Source organism: Bacillus sp. SH7-1 (assembly GCF_008042405.1).
GTDB lineage: Bacteria > Bacillota > Bacilli > Bacillales > Bacillaceae_G > Bacillus_A > Bacillus_A thuringiensis_N.
Window position 1 is genome coordinate 20,760 of record NZ_QNUD01000054.1, and the last position, 19,200, is coordinate 39,959.

Sequence of the window (19,200 nt, forward strand, 5' to 3'; positions counted from 1 at the left end):
ATTTTTTTACAAATTATATTTGGGAGGAAATTTTCTGGACAATATGGAATAACTCAAAAGGTGATAATAATGGTTATTTTGAAGAGTAACATCGGGGAATTATTAAAAAATAGTGGATTAAAAGGAAAATGGATAGCACAGCAATTAAAGATAAGTCAAAATCAAATGAGTAATTATGTAACTGGTAAGTCTTATCCTCCTGTAGATAAGGCATTTGAATTAGCAAAAATATTCAATTGTAGAGTCGATGATTTATACGATGTACAAGAAAAAGACCCTGCTAATAAATAATTTGCAGAGTCTTTTATCTTCATTTTCACTTAAAAAATGGCATTTACATAGCATAAATATAGCTATAATTTCACCTTAAAAATTGTGCAATTTTAATATTTTCCCACATAATAACTTTACCATTAACATTAGTAATTGCTCTTATATCTCCGTCTTGAGAAATCACAAATCCTATGCTTTCAGCATGTGTATAGCAATATCTCATCATGGATCTGTGACGTGTACCAAAATGTTTATAATCCACTTCCTTTAAATCATGCTGGCTTATTTCTTCCTTACTTGCAAGATAAATAACATCTGGTTCTTTTCTAGCTGTAATTTCTACACCAAATCCCCTTACACTCAGGTTTTTGTCAAATAAGACTAAACCATCTACACACGTTAAAGAAGAAATAAATTTCACAGCACCCGTCAACCCATTTTTGTATTCTTTAATATCTATTTTTAAGCATTCGCTATCAATATAAACTGGATAAGGAATATTTTCATCATTCTTATAATCAGATACATTATGTATATAATTTTCTAATGCTCCACTTTCTAAAAATGATCTTACATATTCAATCAATGACTTACTTATTCTTTCGTATGTGATTTCGTATTTAATACTTAAATCCATAAAAGAATCATCTAATTTCGGATCAAATAATACCGCTCCCCCATGTCTGTATTCCTTGATATTAATTAAAATACGGCAAATTATTGAAACTAATTCCCATTTCAACCATAAGTCTTCTGAATCCAAACTTTCCAAACCGCTAGTTTGTACAATATGGGCTTCATTATCAATATAAGTCGATAGATATTCACCTAATTTATTAGAAATAGGTCCTAAACTAAAAACATCATTTTGTTTTTTTATTAAGATATTTTTCTTCAAACTAGCTATATTGCTGTAGTCTTTAAAAATTGAAATTTCTCCTAGACTTTCGATTATCACATCAAAAAGTCCAGGTCTTTCTGGCCCTGTTTCACTCTCATTTAATAAACAATTGTAATAATGATACTCTTGGTCTATCATTCCCCAAATTACAAATTTTCCATTTGATAGATCTACCGCTAAAGAACTAGTCTTAGGATCAGCAGCTTTAGAAACTTTAACTAGGTTTTGGATATTCAATTCAACTTCTTCTTTAAATTTTATATAAGACCAACGGTCCTTTCTAATTCTTTTAGGTGGTTTCGGATCTGGAGAGTCTTTATCTATTATTGTAATTCTTACACTGATAGATTCTGATTCTTCTGTCTTTAAACTTGCAAAATACATAATTTCAAAAAGATTAGTCAAATTTTCAATTGTAAATTTAGTAGAAATTCCCTCTTTCAAAATAAAGCGATGCACTTCAACTGCCAAATCCTTTGGATATAAAAAATCATTCATTAACATATTTCCATCCTTCATTATTTAATTTGAATACATACATGTTAACACAACACTTATTTTTTAGCCCCCTAATTTTTTCTATTCTCCTTTAAAACCTCGGATTTTAAATAATAATTACTTGGACATACTCATACTGAGGTGAATTGCATGATTTGGGCAATAGCATTGCTTGTAATTATTTTTCTAATTGGTTCAATAACAAAAAGTCCACACGTAACACCTGAAGAAATTAGAACTGAGCGAATCAAAAGAACTGCAACTCGTAATAATTTAGAAGTAATGGATCCGAGGGAATTTGAATATTTTGTAGCTGATGTCTTCCGTTCTCTTGGTTATAAAGTTCAGGTTACTTCTGGTTCAAACGATGGTGGAAAAGACATTATCCTTTATAAAGATAACGAGATGAAATTCGTTGAGGTGAAACGCTATACGAAAAGCTCCATTGGAAGACCGTTTATCCAGAAGCTCCATAGCGCTATTGTGGATGCAGATGCTGTTGGAGGGTATTTCGTTACATTAAGTCACTTTAATAAGAACGCACGGATATACGCAGCCAATAAAAACATTGAGCTAATCGATGGTGATTCTCTGATTAACATGATGAAGCTATAATCATTAAGCAAGTTGGGGTAGAACCCCATGTCCATCAACCTAAGATTTTGAAATATCTCCAAAATGAAAATTCTATATCTCTACAGTTATTTATAAGAATTCAGCTCACTTTTTCGTTTTCGGAAACAACCTATTTCTTAGGTTGATGGGAATGTGGCGGTAACTCTTTTATAATTTCTTTATTAGCTTGCGTCTAAATATTTTAACGATAGTAAATAGAATTCCGTATTTTTTTGACAACGCTTGTTGTTTGTGGATTTTCCTCTACTTCTTTTTGAATCAAAGTGATAATACCTTTTTTCAATCGGATTCTCCTTCCTAAATGAATTTTTCATATAGACATCGCATTCATTTAAATCGTGATAGGAGTAATTGCGACCCCTACAGGTCTATCCCCAACAGAAATCGGGAAACCGATGACCGTATTGGTAGCAGTATCTATCACGGAAACCGAGTCATCAAAACTATTTGCCACATACGCACGCGAGCCATCGGGCGTAATCGCAATCCCTAGAGGTTGATCTCTAACAGAAATCGGGGAACCTATTACCGTGTTGGTGACCGTATTTATCACGGAGACTGTATCATCATTAAGATTTGTTACATACGCACGTGAACCATCGGGCGTAATCGCGATCAATTCAGGCCGACTCCCAACAGAAATTGGAGAACCGATGACTGTGTTGGTAACCGTATCTATCACAGAAACCGTATTATCTAGGAAATTTGCTACATATGCACGCAAACCATTGGGCGTAATTGCGATTCCTACAGGTTGATCCCCAACAGAAATCGGGGAACCTATTACCGTGTTGGTGACCGTATTTATCACGGAAACCGTATCATCATTGAAATTTGTTACATATGCACGCAAACCATTGGGCGTAATTGCGATTCCTACAGGCCCATCCCCAACAGAAATCGGAGAACCTATTACCGTGTTGGTGACTGTATTAATCACAGAAACCGTATCACCTAGGAAATTTGTTACATATGCATGCGCACTATCAGGTGTAATCGCAATATCTTCAGGTTGAAGCCCAACAGAAATTGGGGAACCTATGACTGTGTTGGTGACCGTATTTATCACGGAAACCGTATTATCAATGGAATTTGCTACATATGCACGCAAACCATTGGGTGTAATCGCGATCAATTCAGGTCCACGCCCAACAGGAATTAAACTGATGACCGTGTTAGTGGATGTATTTATCACAGAGACCGTATTATCAATGGAATTTGTTACATATGCAAAAGGACCAAAATCTATGGAACTAATCGTACAAATTGGAATGATACGCGTTCCTAATACACCAGTGAGAATCAGTTTTCCTTCATCGACTCGGAAAATACGACCTTGAAGACTATCACAACATCCCGAGAGCGTAACTGAAATAAACTCGCCTTCTAATTGCTGCAGTGTCGTTCTCAGATCTTGAAAACAAGTATTATCAGTACTTGCTCCTGTCGGTCCAGTCGGTCCTGTTATTCCAATTCCTGTTGCTCCTGTGGGCCCAATTGAACCTGTTACTCCTACTCCTGTTGCTCCTGTAGGCCCAGTCGGACCTGTTACTCCTACTCCTGTTGCTCCTGTGTCGGACCTGTTACTCCTCCTCCTGTTGCTCCTGTTGGCCCCGCCTCACATAACACCCCGACCCCGCCGCCCACCTACAGCCACCACCCCCCCGAGACCGCAGNNNNAGTCCCACACCGAATTCCTACTCCTGTGGCGCCTGTAGGCCCAGTCGGACCTGTTACTCCTACTCCTGTTGCTCCTGTAGGCCCAGTCGGACCTGTTACTCCTACTCCTGTTGCTCCTGTGGGCCCAGTCGGACCTGTTACTCCTACTCCTGTTGCTCCTGTTGGACCCGCCGGTAAAGTAAATACTGGAACTGGCGATAGCGTTGGACCAATCGAATTTGGATCTATTGCAGCACCATGCAGAATCTCATGCCATTTAAACTCATTTTCTTTTGACATACGTCACCTCCGCGAATTACTTATCATACCTAATAAATGCATTTGGGTGACAAAATGACATACCAAGGGCTTCACCTTTTACATTTATTCAATCGATGCTTTAAAACGAGTATTTTTCACTAAAATGACAAGAGATTCATTTGGCTCTCTTTTCCCATTAAATATCTATGCAATCTTTATAACAACAAATGATAGAGACTACTTAAATCACGTCCAATCCACCCTCCCATCCTACGCATAGCATGTACTAAAAAGGAGATACGTGCTTAATATGTCAAACTATTATTATGACCGTTCACATAAGTGCTACCGCAAGAAACATAAAAAATGCAAATGTGAATGTCATTGTGAACCTCGATACCAAACGTTAACATCCGGCCCTTTATTCCGTAATGCAAATACGGACTTCATTCAAGTTTCTGCACTTAATCAAACTTACATCGTATGCCTTTCCTAGTAGTTATGGATAGTAATCGAAATTTATTTGTAATCTACCTCAATATCCATTTACAACTAAATATTGATTTAATTTACAAACACAAATATACTATTAATTATTATATTTAAATTTAATAATTAAAATAAGTAATTAATTTGTAAAAAAATTAATTAAAAGGAGCTCACTAATGAAATTCAAACAAATTATTTTAGCAGGCGCTGTTCTTGCTACATCAACGGTTACCTCTTTAACAAATGCACAAGCTGAGACTGGATTTCGCGATGTTCCTTCAGATCATTGGTCTTATAATGCAATTATGAATTTAAAAGAGAAAAATATTGTGGCTGGCTATGGAAACGGAATATTTGGTTTTGGGGATAATATCACACGAGGACAAGTAGCTAGACTGATATATGCCTACTTGAAACCAGCAGATGAACATAATCCACCAAATCCTTTCACTGATGTTAAAGGACATATGTTTGAAAAAGAAATTTTAACTCTTAGTAAAGCAGGTATTATGAACGGTTTTGGCGATGGAAAATTTGGTCCAGATAATGTTTTAACACGCGAACAATTAGCTGTTGTATTAACAAAGGCCTTTAACTTCAAAGCGACATCTACTACCACTTTCAAAGATGTAGATAAAAATTACTGGGCGACAAATGCTATTAGTGCATTACAAGAAAATAAAATTGCTGCTGGCACAGGGGATAATCTATTTGAACCTAAAAATATTGTAACTCGTGAGCAGTATGCACAATTTCTATACAATGCAATGAATAAGGTAGAAGTTAAACCTGAATTAACACCTTTCGGTATACCTAGCTCTATGATTACAAATGATTTTTATTACAACAGTAACAATTGGAAAAATGCTTCACCAGTGCTAAAAAAATCTGTATCTAATGAAGCGCAAAATCTAATTACAAAAATAAACAAGAAATATAATGAAGATTATAAATATGAAAGCGCATCTGTCAGCAATATGGGCCTTCCTGAAAGTGTACAGTTACGTACTTCTAACCCTAATTTGGGAAGGATTTATGATTTAGGACAAGGACAGTTCTTTGTAGAAGGTGAAAATGAACATGATTTCTATATTACGTTTATAATTGATAACGCAACTGTTGAATTAGCGAAAAATTGGATTACTTTAATAAATCCAGATCTTAATCTAGATAAAGAAATTAATGATGTTATAGCAATGCCTTCCAAAAAAGCAAGCGGGCGAGATTATCACACTTACTTAGATAAAGGTAAATACCAAATCGAGTTACACACAAGGCCTCAAACAAAAGGCTATGATTCATTATTCATAGGTATTAAAAGAAAATAATTGATAGATATTAAAAAAGCCGCCCAACAGGGCGGCTCTTTTTACTTCACGTACACATAGGGTTTATTTACAATTAAACAGATTTTACTTCACATAAATATTATTATACTAATCTAAAATTTCCATGTTTACATTTTTTTCTTTTTATCTCATAATTTTAATTGGGAAAGGGAGGAAAAAAATGGTTCAAATCAAAGTAACACCTGAAATGCTAGAAGAAATCGCTAATCGTGCAAATAATACCAGAATCGCATTAGAATCTATACATAATAATTTATGTAACGAGATAGATCAATTGTGTTTTCAATGGATTGGTGCCTCTAATCAACAATTCATTCAAATGTTCAATGATGCGAGACCAAAAGCTTTTACATCTATCAATTCACTTATACAGGTGGAAGAGGATTTGAAACGAATTGCTGAAAAATTCCGTAATACAGATAATCAAGATGTTACAATGGAAGAAGGTGCAATGTGTGGTAAACCCCCTGAAAAATCTACAATAGAAAAGGTTTGGGACGGTATTGTAGAAGGTACGGGACAAGCTGTTGAAGATACAGTAGAAGGCTTTAAGGCACTTGGTAAATGGGAGACGTGGGAAAACATGGGGAATGCCGCCCTGCACCCTATTGATACCCTTAGTACCATGTATAATGTATTGTCAGATTCATTTATTAATGATGTAATAAATGGTGACGCAGAAAGTCGTGCAAAATGGGGAAGTTATGCTTTAACTCAAGTTGGTTTAGGACTTATTGGTGATAAAGGAATAAGCAAAGTCACTACACTCGCAAAGGGTGCGAGTGTAGCAAAATTCTCAGAAGGTATTTCGCATTTTACAAATAAATTGCAAATGGGAGATCGCTTTGCATATGCTAGCGTTAGTGAGTTTAGAGATATTCCAAAAACTTCTTTTAATTCTTTAGAAGAAGCACGTAATACATTTATGTTTGCTGACTCTGGTAATTTAAATACACCTAGATTCCAAGAATACCTTAGCCAAGTAGAAGAAATAACAAACAGAAAAATTCCTGAAAATCAAAGAGAATTGCTTCAGGAAGCTTTAGAAAAGAATGCTTATGAACGATTAAGCAAAGAAGAAGTAGATCAAAGAAGGGCTGAGTTCAATACTATAAAAAATAAGCTGATAGCTGAATGGGAAAAAGAAACAGGCCAAACATGGCCTACATATACGGAGGAAGTTATTTCTAGAAGAGGTAAAGTATCACGGAGAATTGATAAGCCATTTGATGCACATCATTTTATTGAAAATGCACATGGCGGAGAACATGAATGGTGGAATATGCACCCAGCTAAATACCCTGATGAACATCAAGGTGGTATACACGCTAAGGACAGTATCTCAAGAGAAATTTTTAAAAAGTAATTAACGGAGGTAACGAAAGCTATGTTTGATTTTTTGAAAAAGTATGTTGTAGCTAATGAAAGTGTAAAATCTGACCAAACACCTATTTTCTATCCTTTAAAAAGTGAGGAAATAGAAGAGGCAGAAGAGTTGTTAAAAATGAAATTCCCTAAAGAATTAAAAGATTTTTACAAGGAAATTGGTTATGGTTTTTTAGAAGCATCAGATAGGTTCTTTTTTAATAGATTTATGGACCCATTTTCGGTTTCTGATTTTCGTTTAAGGGAAGATATTTATGAATACAACCCCAATATAGATGGTGTTGATGATGAAGAATCGCTGGTTTTCTTTGAAGTAACAGAATTAAATTTTTTAACAATTAAATTCAAAGAAGAAAATGAATTAGGCCAATGTCCTATTTACTCGAGTTCTACAAAAATAGCTGATTCTTTAGAGGAATTTATAAATAAAATGGTTGAAAATCCTGATTATTATATTTAATCTTTTTAAACAAAGAGAGAGTCTGCTCAATATAAGCAGACTCTCTTCCTACTTCACATGTACATAGGCTTCATTAGTTGTTACATAGTATATTTTGCCTCTACTATTTATCACCTTATATTGTGGTGAACCATTTGCACTTACCTTCGCATCAATCGTAAATTCTAAACCTGCATCTACTGAGCCAATGATACCTTTTGATGAGCATTTAAAAGTTCCTCTTGATAAAGTTTTTAATTAAGGAGTGTTGAGAACAATGGGGAGATATCCACTAATAGCAATCATAAAAGAAAATGAGGATAAAGAAAATGTGATTTACAGTTTTGGTCCAGATACTGAATCTTGTATGTTAAATCCAGAGCTTTATAGTAGATGGAATTTTAAAGTTGCAAAGAATGCAACTAACCGCGTGGAAGCATTTATTTTACTAGATGATATGCCTGAGAAACATATTTCCTTGTTATATAAATGCGTTCACAAAATATATGCTCACATAGAAGAAAATGGTGGTATAGAAAATATGAATAACATTGATTTTCCGGAATATTTAGAGTTTATTGTTTAATAGATATCAGCATTAAACGTTGACATAATAATTATAAGAAACCGACTCTTTTATGGGAATCGGTTTCTTTGTCATGCTGTTACTAAATTAATAGACGTTTACATAGGCCTCTTTAGCTGTTACATAGTATATTTTACTTAACTTCATACCACCAACTTTTTCGGTCAAGGTACCCTTTCATACCGCTTAATTGCACATCTGAAGTTGGATCAGAAATAAAATATGCTAATCCATCTGATTGTAAAATGAATTGAGCTGTCATATTTAGTGACGTTAATGCTCCCATAACATCAGCTGTATGTTCTCTTCCGAAAGCTCCTGATTGAATAATATTTTGTTTATTTACCTGCACTTGCTCCGCTGCTCCAGTAAACCATGACAGTGACTTATTACCTATAAGTGAATTAAGGTCACATTTCCCGATACCAGGTACATTTCCTGTTTCTGTGTACTGCCAAATATCACAAGGATATGCTGGCTTATTGCCGCCATACCGTGGAATCCATACAAAATCACATTTTACATTTGCCATACCAAAAGGCGCATACATATGATGACCAACATATAAACCAACTTTCTTAGCCCCCAATCGGTATAACTCATCGATAAACGCCTTTGTACCTGCACTCATATCGTTCATTGTTTTTACTTCTACATCAGCCACCCAAACGGTTGCGCTCTTGTCACCACGGCTCCAGAAGTCTTGTGCTTCTTTCTTTGCATCAGCGATTGAAACAAATCGGCAAAATGCATAGTTACCAAAAGGAATGTTATGCTGCTTCATTGCTTGTACATATCCTTTGTATAATGGATCTACGTAATTTGAGCCATCCTGCACACGAGCAATTACAAAGTCCAAATATTGTTTTGCTACAAGCCAGTTGATATTACCATTCCATTTTGAAATATCTGCAATGTATCCCATTATTGATCCTCTCCTTTTTTATCTTGATCCGCAAACCATTTACCTGCGTTTGGATTCGAAATTACACCAGCTGCAGCCAAAATAAAAAGCAAGACATCTACATACTCTTGATATCGCCCTAAATTAAAATTAGGGTTGGTATCCATAAGGACCATCCCTAATAGTGCGAACAATGCCACCCATAACCCTCTATTTTTAAATTTCTCTTTCATAATCAACCCATCTCCTTTTCTACGTTATCTAAACGTTTATGAGCTTGTTTCGAACTTTCTTCTACCCTTGTAATACGCTCACCCAATACAATCATCTGTTTTTCATTTGCTTTTATATCTATACGAATATCATCTACCCCCTTGCTGATATACTCTAATTTCGCGTTTGTTTCTGCTCCTTGTCTTCCTTCTGACTTAAATTCTTTTGAACGATTTAAAGCATAAGAAAGGTACCCGATAACTAGTGAAATAGCTGCAATAAGTAAACCGATTTCAATTGACACTATTCCCTCTCCTTTGATATAAAAAATTCATATACAATAAAAAAGAGAAGCATTCCTGCTTCTCTTACTTAGCTTATTTTTTATTTATTCAGATTTTAATCAATGGAATAAATTTCTTTAAATGATTTATAATTAGTTGCATGTATTCTATGATTTATGAGTACTTCATAAACTCCTCTGCAACTTCTAAATATTGCATTAAAAGCATCTCTTCCGACCTCTGCTTCTAACAACTTTTTATTTTGGGTAAAATGTATCTTATTCCCTGATAAAACAAGGTGAAAGCACTCTACTGCGTCTTCTCCATACTCAATGCCACAATTAGCAGTATTCTTTCCTGATACCCCATGTTTCTCCAATTTCAAAAGTCTTTCATCCAAATGTGTGAAAAAGTTTCTCACATCTCTAAATTTACTTATTTCATTATACAGGTGTTCAATAGGTTCCTCAAGATCCATTAGGTTCCCCTCTTCTATTAATGTCTTTAAGAGGAGGTGTAAATCGCTTACAAAAGAAAGAGAAGACCTTAAATTAATGTAATCTACCAACGAATTCGGAAGAATAATTTTTTTGCTTCGAGTTCCATTAACTCTACCACGCAATAATTCATTCTTTGTCCATTCTCTCGGAATGTTTCTAGTTATAATATATAAAGCATCTAAATTTTTAAATATAAAGGGTAATACTGTATACATACTTTCATTAAAGCTATCTTTTCTTCGCTCAACAAACCACCAATGTGTGGCACTCTCCAGTTCATTAGAAATCATAAAATTCCTCCTTAATAACTTTATAATTTCTATTATTTCACATGAGTTATTAGGTGTACATAAATACATATCAGCTATAGAAATATATAATATTTGAAAAAGTGTATTGTGTCCAAAATAAAAAACAGCTTACAGCTGCTTTGATTTCTCATCTATTAATTTTTGAACTAACTCTTCTAATGTTGCTATCTTGTTGTTCATTAATGTAATTTCTTCAGTATGCTTACTCTCTATTTCTTCTATTTTCGCATATTGATTTTCTTCAAGTTCCTGTAAAGCTTTGATTGTAAGTGATGCGTATGAGTATAAGTGAATTCCTTTACCACTTTCATCGATAAAAGCTTCATCAGATTCATCTACAATTGCCCCGTAGTATGTTTTAATATCTTCTGTTGTCAATGGTGGATCGTTAGGATTTTTCTCTTCTCTCATTTTGTAAAGCTCGTTTACCGCATTCTTATAGTTGAATTGTCTCACTCGTACATTCCTGATTTTTTCTAATGCGGAAAAAGAAACATCACGAATGTTAGATTTATATTCCCGTAATGAAGGGCTCATGAAATTACCTTGAACAGATCCCCAACCATTCTGAGTAACAGGTGACTTGACTTGAATGATACCTGTATATCCTGCTGCACGGCTATTACGTAAAACAATATTAGGTAATCTTAAATCAGAATCTGTACTATTATCTTCAACGACTAACGAAGTTTGATATAATCCAGTTTTTCCTCGTCTAAAATACCAACTCCCATTTCCTGCATAAAAAACATGGTAATCATTAGCGTTCAGAACACTTAGTCCATTTCTTTGCATTTCCCAATACACAGATCTTTGGACTTCATTATTTTCTATGCCATCGCTAATACCAATTCTCGCATAAGCCCCAGACCATCCCGCACCTGCTTGAGACATAAATAACGTGCCTGCAGGAGCGTTAGTTTTTTCATCTGAACCTAAAATGAAAGTCGGTTGCACTGCGCCATCTGCTCTTCTGTAATGCCCCAGAAACGCTCTAGCAACACCCTTTTCATATAAACGTATAAATTGGTCATCTAAGCTTACGTAGTTATCTGTATTTGATGTTCGAATTTGGCAACCGCTCAGCAATCCAGCTTTAATCCATTCAGCATTAACTTTACCAACTAAATCTATTCGTGCAGCATTTAATTTAATGTTTTCTTTACTCATGTTAATGGCTGCTATTACATCGTTTTCTTTTACAGATATACTAACGCCCTTTTCTGTTAGCTGGAGGCGTGACTCCATATCTCTTACATAAGAATCTGTAGCAAATTGTCCATCAGCTTGCGTTTTCGTATATACTTCTGTCTTTTTTGCTGCCGCATTGAGACCTTCTTCATTGATAATAAAACGATTATCAATCAGAGTCATTTTCTTATTAAATTGTTCCGTTGCAAGCTTGTTGGCTAATTCATTTAATAAATCTTGTTTATTCTGATTAACAGTTTGCTTCAACTCAGGAATCTTAAACCCAGCAACATAATCCTCCACTTGTTTAAGCTCAACTTTTGCTCCAATCGCTGTTGCCTGTTGTTCAAGTTTTGTATTTGTTTCAGTGAGTTTCTTTCCTTGATCTGTTACTCCATTGTTTAAATTACTAACTGTGGAGGACAATCCGCTTGCTGTTTGTTCCACATTAGACACGCGCTTTTCAAATCCAGCTTGGCTATTTTGAACATTTGTTACAGTGGTTTTTACACCATCCACACTTTTTTCAATCTCGGTTGTTTTAGATTGAAAAGTACCTTGTGTTACTCCATCTTCTGGAGCGAGATTCCAAGATTCAATTAAGTCACCGAATGTAACCATTATTCCAGTGAACGTTGCATTGATAGTAGTTGTGTCAGCGGTAGCTATATTTACACGTACTTCTTTTAATTCACCTGTATATCCAGTTGTATCGAATGGTATAGAAATCCTAATCCATCCATTAGTTACTTCTTGTTGTCTTAAAATGGCATAATATTGCTTCTCTGTTCCGTTTTGGTCATAGGTGAATCTCATATATAAACGTGGATAATCTGTACCAGTTGTAAAACTTGATACATTTATATAACAAGATGCTATCCCCTTCTTCTTTTTAAACACGTCTACGGGTAACTTTTGATAAATAAAAGCTTTATTACTTGTTATTTGTAAACCTTTCTTAATAGCTGGGACTTCCAAGGTATTCACATCTATAAATTTAAAAAGGGTTGTATTAGTAATTCCAATCCAAGAATTTGTATCATTCGAAAAATCAGAGTTAATTACATAGTTTCGAACATTAACTTCTCTTGTCTCTAAACTTGTAAATTTTTCGGTGATTTTCCCAGCCTTCTCTTCTATTTCAGTAGTTTTTTTCTTTAAATCATTAGTTGTTTGCTGTACATCAGATATCGTCTTTTTCGTACCTTCCACAGTAGACTCAACTGTATTTAATTTATTACTAATTTCAGTATCTTTTTTCGTTAACGATTCAATTGAAGTTGTAAATCCACTTGAATCTTGTTCAAACTTAGTTACTTTCTTATCGATTTCACCTTGTTTATTTTCGATATTAGAAATTGTACGGCTGACACCTTGTAAACCTTCCTGTACTTTGTTAAATTGTCCTGTTGCTTGATTCTGTGCTTCTTGAACCTTTTGATTTAACTCTGTTTTTGTGGTTTCAATATCTTTATTAACCTGATCTAATGTTTCTTGTTTGACTGATTCAACATCAGGTACAACCGATTCCCACGCTGCACCTGTCCATATTTTTAATATACCAGGCTTTCCATTACTAATATCACGCCAGAGTGTTTTATATGGCTTTAGTCCTGTTGTCGGCGGGTACTTCGATTCAATGATTTCGACAGTATTGTTTTTTATATTCTCCTGTACTTTTTCAGCAAGTGTTTTCGCTGCTTCTGATTCTTTCTTTGCATTACTAGCCGTTTCATTGGCTTCTTTCACTAATTTATCTAGCTGATCAATCATTTCTTGTTTATTGCCAAGCGAACTAAGAATACGATTATAAATTTTTCTTAATTCTTCATTAGGATTGACAATTTCACGATAGTCCCCGAATTCATAATTATCCTGTGTTGGATCTGTGAAAGATTCGTCTCCAGCTATTACTCGTGCTTCAAGATATAATTTTGGTGTAAACCCTGTATCTTTAATTTTTATAGTATCGCCTTCATTTATTAACTCATGGGCTAATCCAAATACGCGACCAATTGACCGTGCTTGCACCTCATAAGAAACGGAGGTATAAATACGCTTTTTAAACTCCGTTTTCATCAATGTCATCAATCGTTTGGGTGTCATATTTTGATCTTCTGTTTCTGGTGTATAAAAACCAAATTTATGTTTTCCATGTTCATTCCAACGTTGGAATGCATCACTATCTGTAATATAAGGAATCCCCTTGTTTATACTCTCAACTGTAATAATGTTATCGCCTTCGCCTTTAACGAAACCTACTAGAGCTGTACATATATCTCGTGAATGTTCAATTCGTCTTACACCCACTAAATCCTTACCTAAGGTTACCTCCTTACCAGTCTCTCTGCCTCGCTTCTTTATCATATCGACGTACCAACCAGTAATTCGCGAACCGACAACTCCTACACGATATTGAATTTCTAAGTCAAACAATGAAGCGATTTTCTTTAAGAATGTAAGAGGATCTATAATTTCGTCAATTGTCATCGTGTGAAACCCTGCGTATTCAGTTATTCCACGCTTCCATTTCCCACCTACGAGGGCCATATCGATAAACTCATTAACTGTTTTACTCTCTATGCGCTGCGGCATTATATAACCGTCTTTTGCTATTTGTACCCATGCACCAGAAGCGTGCACTATTATCGATTTATCATTAGAATCTTTTTCCACTTCATTGTTGATTACATATGGAATTATTCGTCCATCACGAACTTCTTTTACAATTAAATTTTGTTGTTGCAAAGTAATTGCGTGTGATGTTCCGTCGAATGTTTTAAATTCTAATGTGTCTATATTATTTTTAATTTCCCAATGACGAATATCGTCCCAATAATCTTTCGGTTGAATAGCGGATATGATTTGATCTGTTTTAAAATCCACAACATGTAAAATCCCGCTTGGTGTTCTCATCTGTATCTCTCCCTATAACTGATTGTTGCGTTTACATCTGGCGGCATTATATCGATACGATTTTCACCACGTATTACGACAGGAAAATTACTAAAGAATTCTTTTATATTGATTGCATTCTTCCCATTGATTGTGACAAGACTTTTCTCAGTATCGATAACAATTTTATCTCCAGTATCAAAGATATATGGTTGTGTATTAGATGGAACTTTGTTTACCTTCCAAAATTTCAAATCATCAATTTGTATTTCGTTAACAGGTTGGTGATTATCCCACTTGCAAATCGAAATCATAACTTGTGCAATTTTACGTTCTGTCATTGGATTTCCCGTTTCATCAATCCAACGTTCTACAAGCGAAGCGCCATCTTTTTCTGTACCATCTATAAACTTGGCCACATATACAGACCACACCTTCCCCCGCCTAGCGATACGCAAACGCCCTCGGAATTGGTTAAATGTAGTCGAATAATACCCACTTGTATCAAGTAATTTTCGAAAACTATTGGGTGTTCCGCTATTTCCAATTTTCATATGTGCCCTTGTAATTTCGGCAGTCGCATATAGATCATTCATATTGATGCGGGCTACCACATTACTAGCCTCATCTAGAAGAAGAACTTCAACACGACCCATTTCACCTATATTTTTGGACTTTAAAGTCATCCATGCCTCCATTTCAAAGTCTTGTAATGGGCCGCCCGGAATGTTTTTCTTGGCTATAGCACCGTAGAATCCTACCTCTTTTCCGTAATCTTCACAATACAGCGCATAACCACCCCGCGATTTAAAACTACCTGTTCCTTTCATATCATCGAATTGTCCAGTAACGGGTATCCACCCTATAGGAGTAGCCATTTCATCCCACATGACTCTTTCTCGTTCTTGTACCGTGGTTTCTTCTACAGTCAGGGGATAGCCTATTCTAAAATAATCACGATTATGCGGATACTCGCCAAACCATACATCTAAAAAGGTACTTGGTTTTTTTACATTCATTTCAATTAACGCTGGAGTTTCTACACTTCCCTTATTAGTAAAATAAGAAGTTGTTTCTGTAGACCACTCTTGAGTAAATTTGTGAGTATTTGTTTCCCCTAATTTATACGGCATTGGACAAACAAAAGTAAGTACTCCTTCGCCTAAATTTACTAATTGTTCAGGGTCAAATGCTTCATCAATAACAGCTAAGTACGTACGATCTTTTTCGTCATCAAAAACAAGTTCCTGAGGTTGGTCCGTTATAAGCCAATCAGCTATCTCTTCCTTTAATTTTTCGGCCTCTTCCATAGAATCATATAACAATGAAACTGGTACAATTATTTTCCTCATTTTCGTTTGCGTTCTTATCAAGCGTCCACCTGGATAGTGAGGAACTTCAAGGAATGTACGTTCCAAAGGAGCCCATGCAGGGCGTTTTTTACCCTGCAATGGAATTACATTTGGATTTCTTTTACCATTAAAACTAAAGAAACTAATCCCGGTCATATCATCACCCGCCTAAAATACTTTCAATCTCTCTTTCTCGCTTTCTTGAAACTCGTTAACATCTTGGTAAATCTCTCTAGCTATTTCTCGTCCGTTTAAATTAACTTGCAAAATAGTTGGTCCCTGCGACGCATATTGTTGCACTCCTACTTGTTGTGCTAATGGTAATGATCCTATTATTCCATTAGCGATTGCATCGAATGTTTGTTTGCGTAAAGGTAAAACTGTCTCGTCATATCCCCTTGCGTCACCAACCCCAATTAATGTAGGATTCCCAGGTTTAATTAACGCACCATTTGCTGCCCATTTGACATCGAAAGATGGTAGACCTTCACTTGCCCATTTTGTAGGATTCAATGAACCATTTACACTGATTTTAGGGACAGGTATATGAATACCACTAAACATATTAGCAATTCCGTTTCGTATTTTATCAATCCAACCCATAATCCCACTCCAAGCATCTTTAATAGGAATAATCAGTTTGTCTTTAATTTTCATAGCAGCTTCACCTATATCGATTGCCATACGAACTACAGAAGCTATTGGTTCCTTGATAAATGTCTTGAAATATCCAACGACAGTAGACCACATGCTACTAATCGTAGAACCAAAAGAAGATGCAAGCCCTTTTACTGCACCGAAAATTTGTTTAACAAACGAAAACTGGATAAGCCCCCAGATTAATTGGATTGCGCCACTAAAAATTTGTTTTATCCCTGCCCACATTCCAGAAAAATCACCAGTTAAAACAGATGCAAAAAACTTGATAATTCCCATAATGAGATTAACGGCACCCTGAATAATATCTTTTATAGCGTCCCATGCACTTTTTACAATCATTATTACAGCTGGCATTACAAAAGCTATAATAGATTGAATGATTGAAAAGACATTTTTTACAGCTTGTACAATTTGATCTCCGTTTTCTTTCCAAAATGCAGCAATTTGAGAAATTATTCCGTTCACAAAGTTAAGGACATCCGTCAGCAAAGGCATCAAGTAAGGAGCTATTGTATTGAATACACCTTTAATAAAATCCCAAGTAGCCCCGATTATTCCCATAATTACAGGAGCAGCAGCTGAGATTAAGTTTTGTACATTTTCTATAAAGTTACTTAATTGGGCATGCACATCCTGAACAAACATAATAATGTCAGCCTTTTTCTCAGGCGAAAAACCTAACTTATCTAAGAAATTACTAGCAGCTCCCCAATCGCCAGATACGAGGGCTTTCATAGTTTCTACACCATACTGCACTGCCGCTGTAGTTTCTTGTATAAACTGAATTGAATTAGCAGAGAAACCAAGTTTAGTAAGAATGTCATACCCTTCAACTAGTGCATTTCTATCACCAGAAGCCGCGTGCCAAAAATCTTGAATTGCTTTGGTTATTAACTGGATATTACCTATATAATTGTTTAAATCTACAAATCTTTTAATTGTACCGTCAACCCACCGAACCACCTGAGTTAATCCAAGGACAATAGCAGCTAATGCAGGAGCGATAAGTGTAAAAATCGTTATAGCTAAACCTTCTAGCGCAGATGTGAATTCAATCCACTTTCCTTTTAGATTGTCATTCATAGTTTTAGCCATTTTCGCAGCTGCACCATCAGCTTTTTCTAATGCTTTTGTATTTTTCTCTAATTTCTCGCTACCTTCTTGCATTAAAGCTGCCCAGTTTTTATATGCTTCTGCACCAAATAACGTTGTTAATGTAGCTGATTTTTGTTGGTTTGTCATACTACCTGTTTTATCTTCTAATTCTTTTATAATCGTTGGTAAAGGTTTAATCTTACCTTGCTGATCAAAGAAAGATAAATTCAACTGATCCATAACTTTTCGCATTTCTTTTGTCGGTTTAGCTAAACGCCCTAAAGATGTAGCGAAAGCTTGTCCTGCAACTGATCCTTGCAAACCACTATTTGCCATCACCATAATTGCCGCTGATGTTTCTTCCATACTGAAACCGACAGTATGGGCAGTTCCAGCAGCATATTTCATCGCTTCGCCCATTTGTGTTACATTTGTATTTGAGTTAGAAGCAGCCAACGCTAATACATCTGCTGTATGGGTCGCTTTATCAGCTGACAATCCAAAACCACTCATGATATTAGACGCTATATCTGCTGCTGTACCTAAATCAAGTGCACCTGCCGCGGCTAAATCTAACATGCCAGGCATTGCTTTCATAATATCGCCAGTTTTAAAACCAGCTTGCGCAAGGTACATCATCCCTTCGCCAGCTTGTGTAGCGGAGAATTGAGTTGTTGCACCTAATTCTTTAGCTTGAGCTTCCAATTGCTTCATTTCACTTCCGGAAGCACCGGAAACAGCTGCTACCTTTGACATGATTTGTTCAAAGTTAGCACCTGCGGAAACAATACCAACAAGTGCAGCTCCTGCCCCTAATGCCATACCTGCCATACCACCAATAGCTATAGCGGAAGTCCCGACAGCTGCCCCCATTGAACCAGCCATTCTACCGACGCTACTAAAACCTCTATTTAAAATCCCTGTAGTTCGTTGACCGTGCTGTTCTGCTCGGTTCAATCCACCTCGTAATTCATCATCACGCAAGAATATTGAACCAAACATACGAAATAGTTCCATTTATTCACCCGCCTTTCCGCGGATTTTTGCAACTCGAGCAAACACTTCTTCTTTTGTAAGTTTCTGCTTCGGTGTTTGTTCGATTGAATCGTTGTATTGTTTTACCTGTTCTTGCGTTGGATTTTCGCGCTTATGTTTAAATTGAGGAAATGTTTCATCGCAGTACGGTTGTAGGGCACACCATTCCTCCCATAACATGCGGTCCATTTCTTTTTTCTTTGCGGTGAGATACAAATTAATAACTATCTCTGCATCCAAACTCCTTATGTACTCCATATTTGGATAGCGAGAAGCTAACGTA

Annotated in this window: 16 protein-coding genes and 2 pseudogenes; 6 read left to right on the forward strand and 12 right to left on the reverse strand. The window is 35.7% G+C overall.

Features of this window, described 5'->3' with window-relative positions; genetic code table 11:
• Positions 1-69 precede the first annotated feature (69 nt).
• Positions 70-291 carry a helix-turn-helix transcriptional regulator gene (locus tag DN390_RS28760; RefSeq protein ID WP_147809165.1) on the forward strand — a complete coding sequence of 74 codons (222 nt, stop codon included), beginning with the start codon at positions 70-72 and terminating at the stop codon, positions 289-291.
• Positions 292-361: 70 nt separating this feature from the next.
• On the opposite strand, the gene DN390_RS28765 is transcribed toward DN390_RS28760, so the two are convergent.
• Positions 362-1,678: a putative sensor domain DACNV-containing protein gene (locus tag DN390_RS28765; RefSeq protein ID WP_147809166.1), complete on the reverse strand. Its 1,317-nt coding sequence runs from the start codon at positions 1,676-1,678 to the stop codon at positions 362-364.
• Between the two features lie 144 nt (positions 1,679-1,822).
• On the opposite strand from DN390_RS28765, the gene DN390_RS28770 reads away from it, so the two are divergent.
• On the forward strand, positions 1,823-2,287 hold the full coding sequence (locus tag DN390_RS28770; RefSeq protein WP_147809167.1) for a restriction endonuclease: 465 nt from the start codon (positions 1,823-1,825) through the stop codon (positions 2,285-2,287).
• Positions 2,288-2,639: 352 nt separating this feature from the next.
• Here the strand turns inward: DN390_RS28770 and DN390_RS31445 are convergent, their stop codons facing one another.
• Both DN390_RS31445 and DN390_RS31815 read right to left on the reverse strand, forming a co-directional pair.
• Positions 2,640-3,503, reverse strand: coding sequence for a YVTN family beta-propeller repeat protein (locus DN390_RS31445; RefSeq protein WP_370513495.1), 864 nt, complete (start codon positions 3,501-3,503; stop codon positions 2,640-2,642).
• A gap of 246 nt (positions 3,504-3,749) precedes the next feature.
• Positions 3,750-4,267: pseudogene (locus DN390_RS31815) on the reverse strand (exosporium leader peptide-containing protein); the annotation flags it as partial.
• 626 nt (positions 4,268-4,893) lie between these two features.
• On the opposite strand from DN390_RS31815, the gene DN390_RS28785 reads away from it, so the two are divergent.
• From DN390_RS28785 to DN390_RS28795, 3 genes are all read left to right on the forward strand, one after another.
• Entirely contained in the window at positions 4,894-6,045 is a 1,152-nt protein-coding gene (locus DN390_RS28785) for an S-layer homology domain-containing protein (RefSeq protein ID WP_147809168.1), read from the forward strand.
• Positions 6,046-6,226: 181 nt separating this feature from the next.
• Positions 6,227-7,432, forward strand: coding sequence for a WXG100 family type VII secretion target (locus DN390_RS28790; protein ID WP_142329326.1), 1,206 nt, complete (start codon positions 6,227-6,229; stop codon positions 7,430-7,432).
• A gap of 21 nt (positions 7,433-7,453) precedes the next feature.
• On the forward strand, positions 7,454-7,912 hold the full coding sequence (locus tag DN390_RS28795; protein ID WP_000459261.1) for an SMI1/KNR4 family protein: 459 nt from the start codon (positions 7,454-7,456) through the stop codon (positions 7,910-7,912).
• A 48-nt stretch (positions 7,913-7,960) separates the two neighbouring features.
• On the opposite strand, the pseudogene DN390_RS31460 reads toward DN390_RS28795, so the two are convergent.
• A pseudogene (locus DN390_RS31460) lies at positions 7,961-8,110 on the reverse strand (N-acetylmuramoyl-L-alanine amidase); the annotation flags it as partial.
• 58 nt (positions 8,111-8,168) lie between these two features.
• On the opposite strand from DN390_RS31460, the gene DN390_RS28805 reads away from it, so the two are divergent.
• The gene (locus tag DN390_RS28805; protein WP_147809169.1) at positions 8,169-8,477 is read left to right on the forward strand and encodes a hypothetical protein; all 309 of its coding nucleotides are present in this window, start codon (positions 8,169-8,171) and stop codon (positions 8,475-8,477) included.
• Between the two features lie 133 nt (positions 8,478-8,610).
• Here DN390_RS28805 and DN390_RS28810 read toward each other — a convergent pair whose 3' ends face one another.
• The 8 genes from DN390_RS28810 to DN390_RS28845 form a co-directional block, all read right to left on the reverse strand.
• Positions 8,611-9,402, reverse strand: coding sequence for a GH25 family lysozyme (locus DN390_RS28810; protein WP_147809170.1), 792 nt, complete (start codon positions 9,400-9,402; stop codon positions 8,611-8,613).
• Positions 9,402-9,614 (reverse strand): hypothetical protein, encoded by a 213-nt coding sequence (locus DN390_RS28815; RefSeq protein WP_147809171.1) that lies wholly within the window; start codon positions 9,612-9,614, stop codon positions 9,402-9,404. Before DN390_RS28815 ends, DN390_RS28810 begins: the two co-directional genes overlap by 1 nt.
• Positions 9,615-9,616: 2 nt before the next feature.
• Positions 9,617-9,898, reverse strand: a complete 282-nt coding sequence (locus DN390_RS28820; RefSeq protein WP_147809172.1) for a hypothetical protein — start codon at positions 9,896-9,898, stop codon at positions 9,617-9,619.
• Positions 9,899-9,993: 95 nt separating this feature from the next.
• Entirely contained in the window at positions 9,994-10,668 is a 675-nt protein-coding gene (locus DN390_RS28825) for a hypothetical protein (protein WP_147809173.1), read from the reverse strand.
• A 129-nt stretch (positions 10,669-10,797) separates the two neighbouring features.
• The gene (locus DN390_RS28830) at positions 10,798-14,796 is read right to left on the reverse strand and encodes a phage tail spike protein (RefSeq protein ID WP_147809174.1); all 3,999 of its coding nucleotides are present in this window, start codon (positions 14,794-14,796) and stop codon (positions 10,798-10,800) included.
• Positions 14,793-16,274, reverse strand: a complete 1,482-nt coding sequence (locus tag DN390_RS28835; RefSeq protein WP_147809191.1) for a distal tail protein Dit — start codon at positions 16,272-16,274, stop codon at positions 14,793-14,795. The genes DN390_RS28830 and DN390_RS28835 overlap by 4 nt, the downstream gene beginning before the upstream one ends.
• A 21-nt stretch (positions 16,275-16,295) precedes the next feature.
• On the reverse strand, positions 16,296-18,899 hold the full coding sequence (locus tag DN390_RS28840; RefSeq protein WP_147809175.1) for a phage tail tape measure protein: 2,604 nt from the start codon (positions 18,897-18,899) through the stop codon (positions 16,296-16,298).
• On the reverse strand, positions 18,900-19,157 hold the full coding sequence (locus DN390_RS28845) for a hypothetical protein (protein ID WP_000338487.1): 258 nt from the start codon (positions 19,155-19,157) through the stop codon (positions 18,900-18,902).
• Between the last annotated feature and the right edge of the window lie 43 nt (positions 19,158-19,200).

Excerpts from the sequence above, each read along its gene's own strand:
- DN390_RS28765 (WP_147809166.1), bottom strand. The coding sequence starts at position 1,678 with ATGTTAATGAATGATTTTTTATATCCAAAGGATTTGGCAGTTGAAGTG.
- DN390_RS28815 (WP_147809171.1), bottom strand. The coding sequence starts at position 9,614 with ATGAAAGAGAAATTTAAAAATAGAGGGTTATGGGTGGCATTGTTCGCA.
- DN390_RS28825 (WP_147809173.1), bottom strand. The coding sequence starts at position 10,668 with ATGATTTCTAATGAACTGGAGAGTGCCACACATTGGTGGTTTGTTGAG.
- DN390_RS28805 (WP_147809169.1), top strand. The coding sequence starts at position 8,169 with ATGGGGAGATATCCACTAATAGCAATCATAAAAGAAAATGAGGATAAA.
- DN390_RS28810 (WP_147809170.1), bottom strand. The coding sequence starts at position 9,402 with ATGGGATACATTGCAGATATTTCAAAATGGAATGGTAATATCAACTGG.
- DN390_RS28840 (WP_147809175.1), bottom strand. The coding sequence starts at position 18,899 with ATGGAACTATTTCGTATGTTTGGTTCAATATTCTTGCGTGATGATGAA.
- DN390_RS28790 (WP_142329326.1), top strand. The coding sequence starts at position 6,227 with ATGGTTCAAATCAAAGTAACACCTGAAATGCTAGAAGAAATCGCTAAT.
- DN390_RS28785 (WP_147809168.1), top strand. The coding sequence starts at position 4,894 with ATGAAATTCAAACAAATTATTTTAGCAGGCGCTGTTCTTGCTACATCA.
- DN390_RS28830 (WP_147809174.1), bottom strand. The coding sequence starts at position 14,796 with ATGAGAACACCAAGCGGGATTTTACATGTTGTGGATTTTAAAACAGAT.
- DN390_RS28795 (WP_000459261.1), top strand. The coding sequence starts at position 7,454 with ATGTTTGATTTTTTGAAAAAGTATGTTGTAGCTAATGAAAGTGTAAAA.
- DN390_RS28760 (WP_147809165.1), top strand. The coding sequence starts at position 70 with ATGGTTATTTTGAAGAGTAACATCGGGGAATTATTAAAAAATAGTGGA.
- DN390_RS28770 (WP_147809167.1), top strand. The coding sequence starts at position 1,823 with ATGATTTGGGCAATAGCATTGCTTGTAATTATTTTTCTAATTGGTTCA.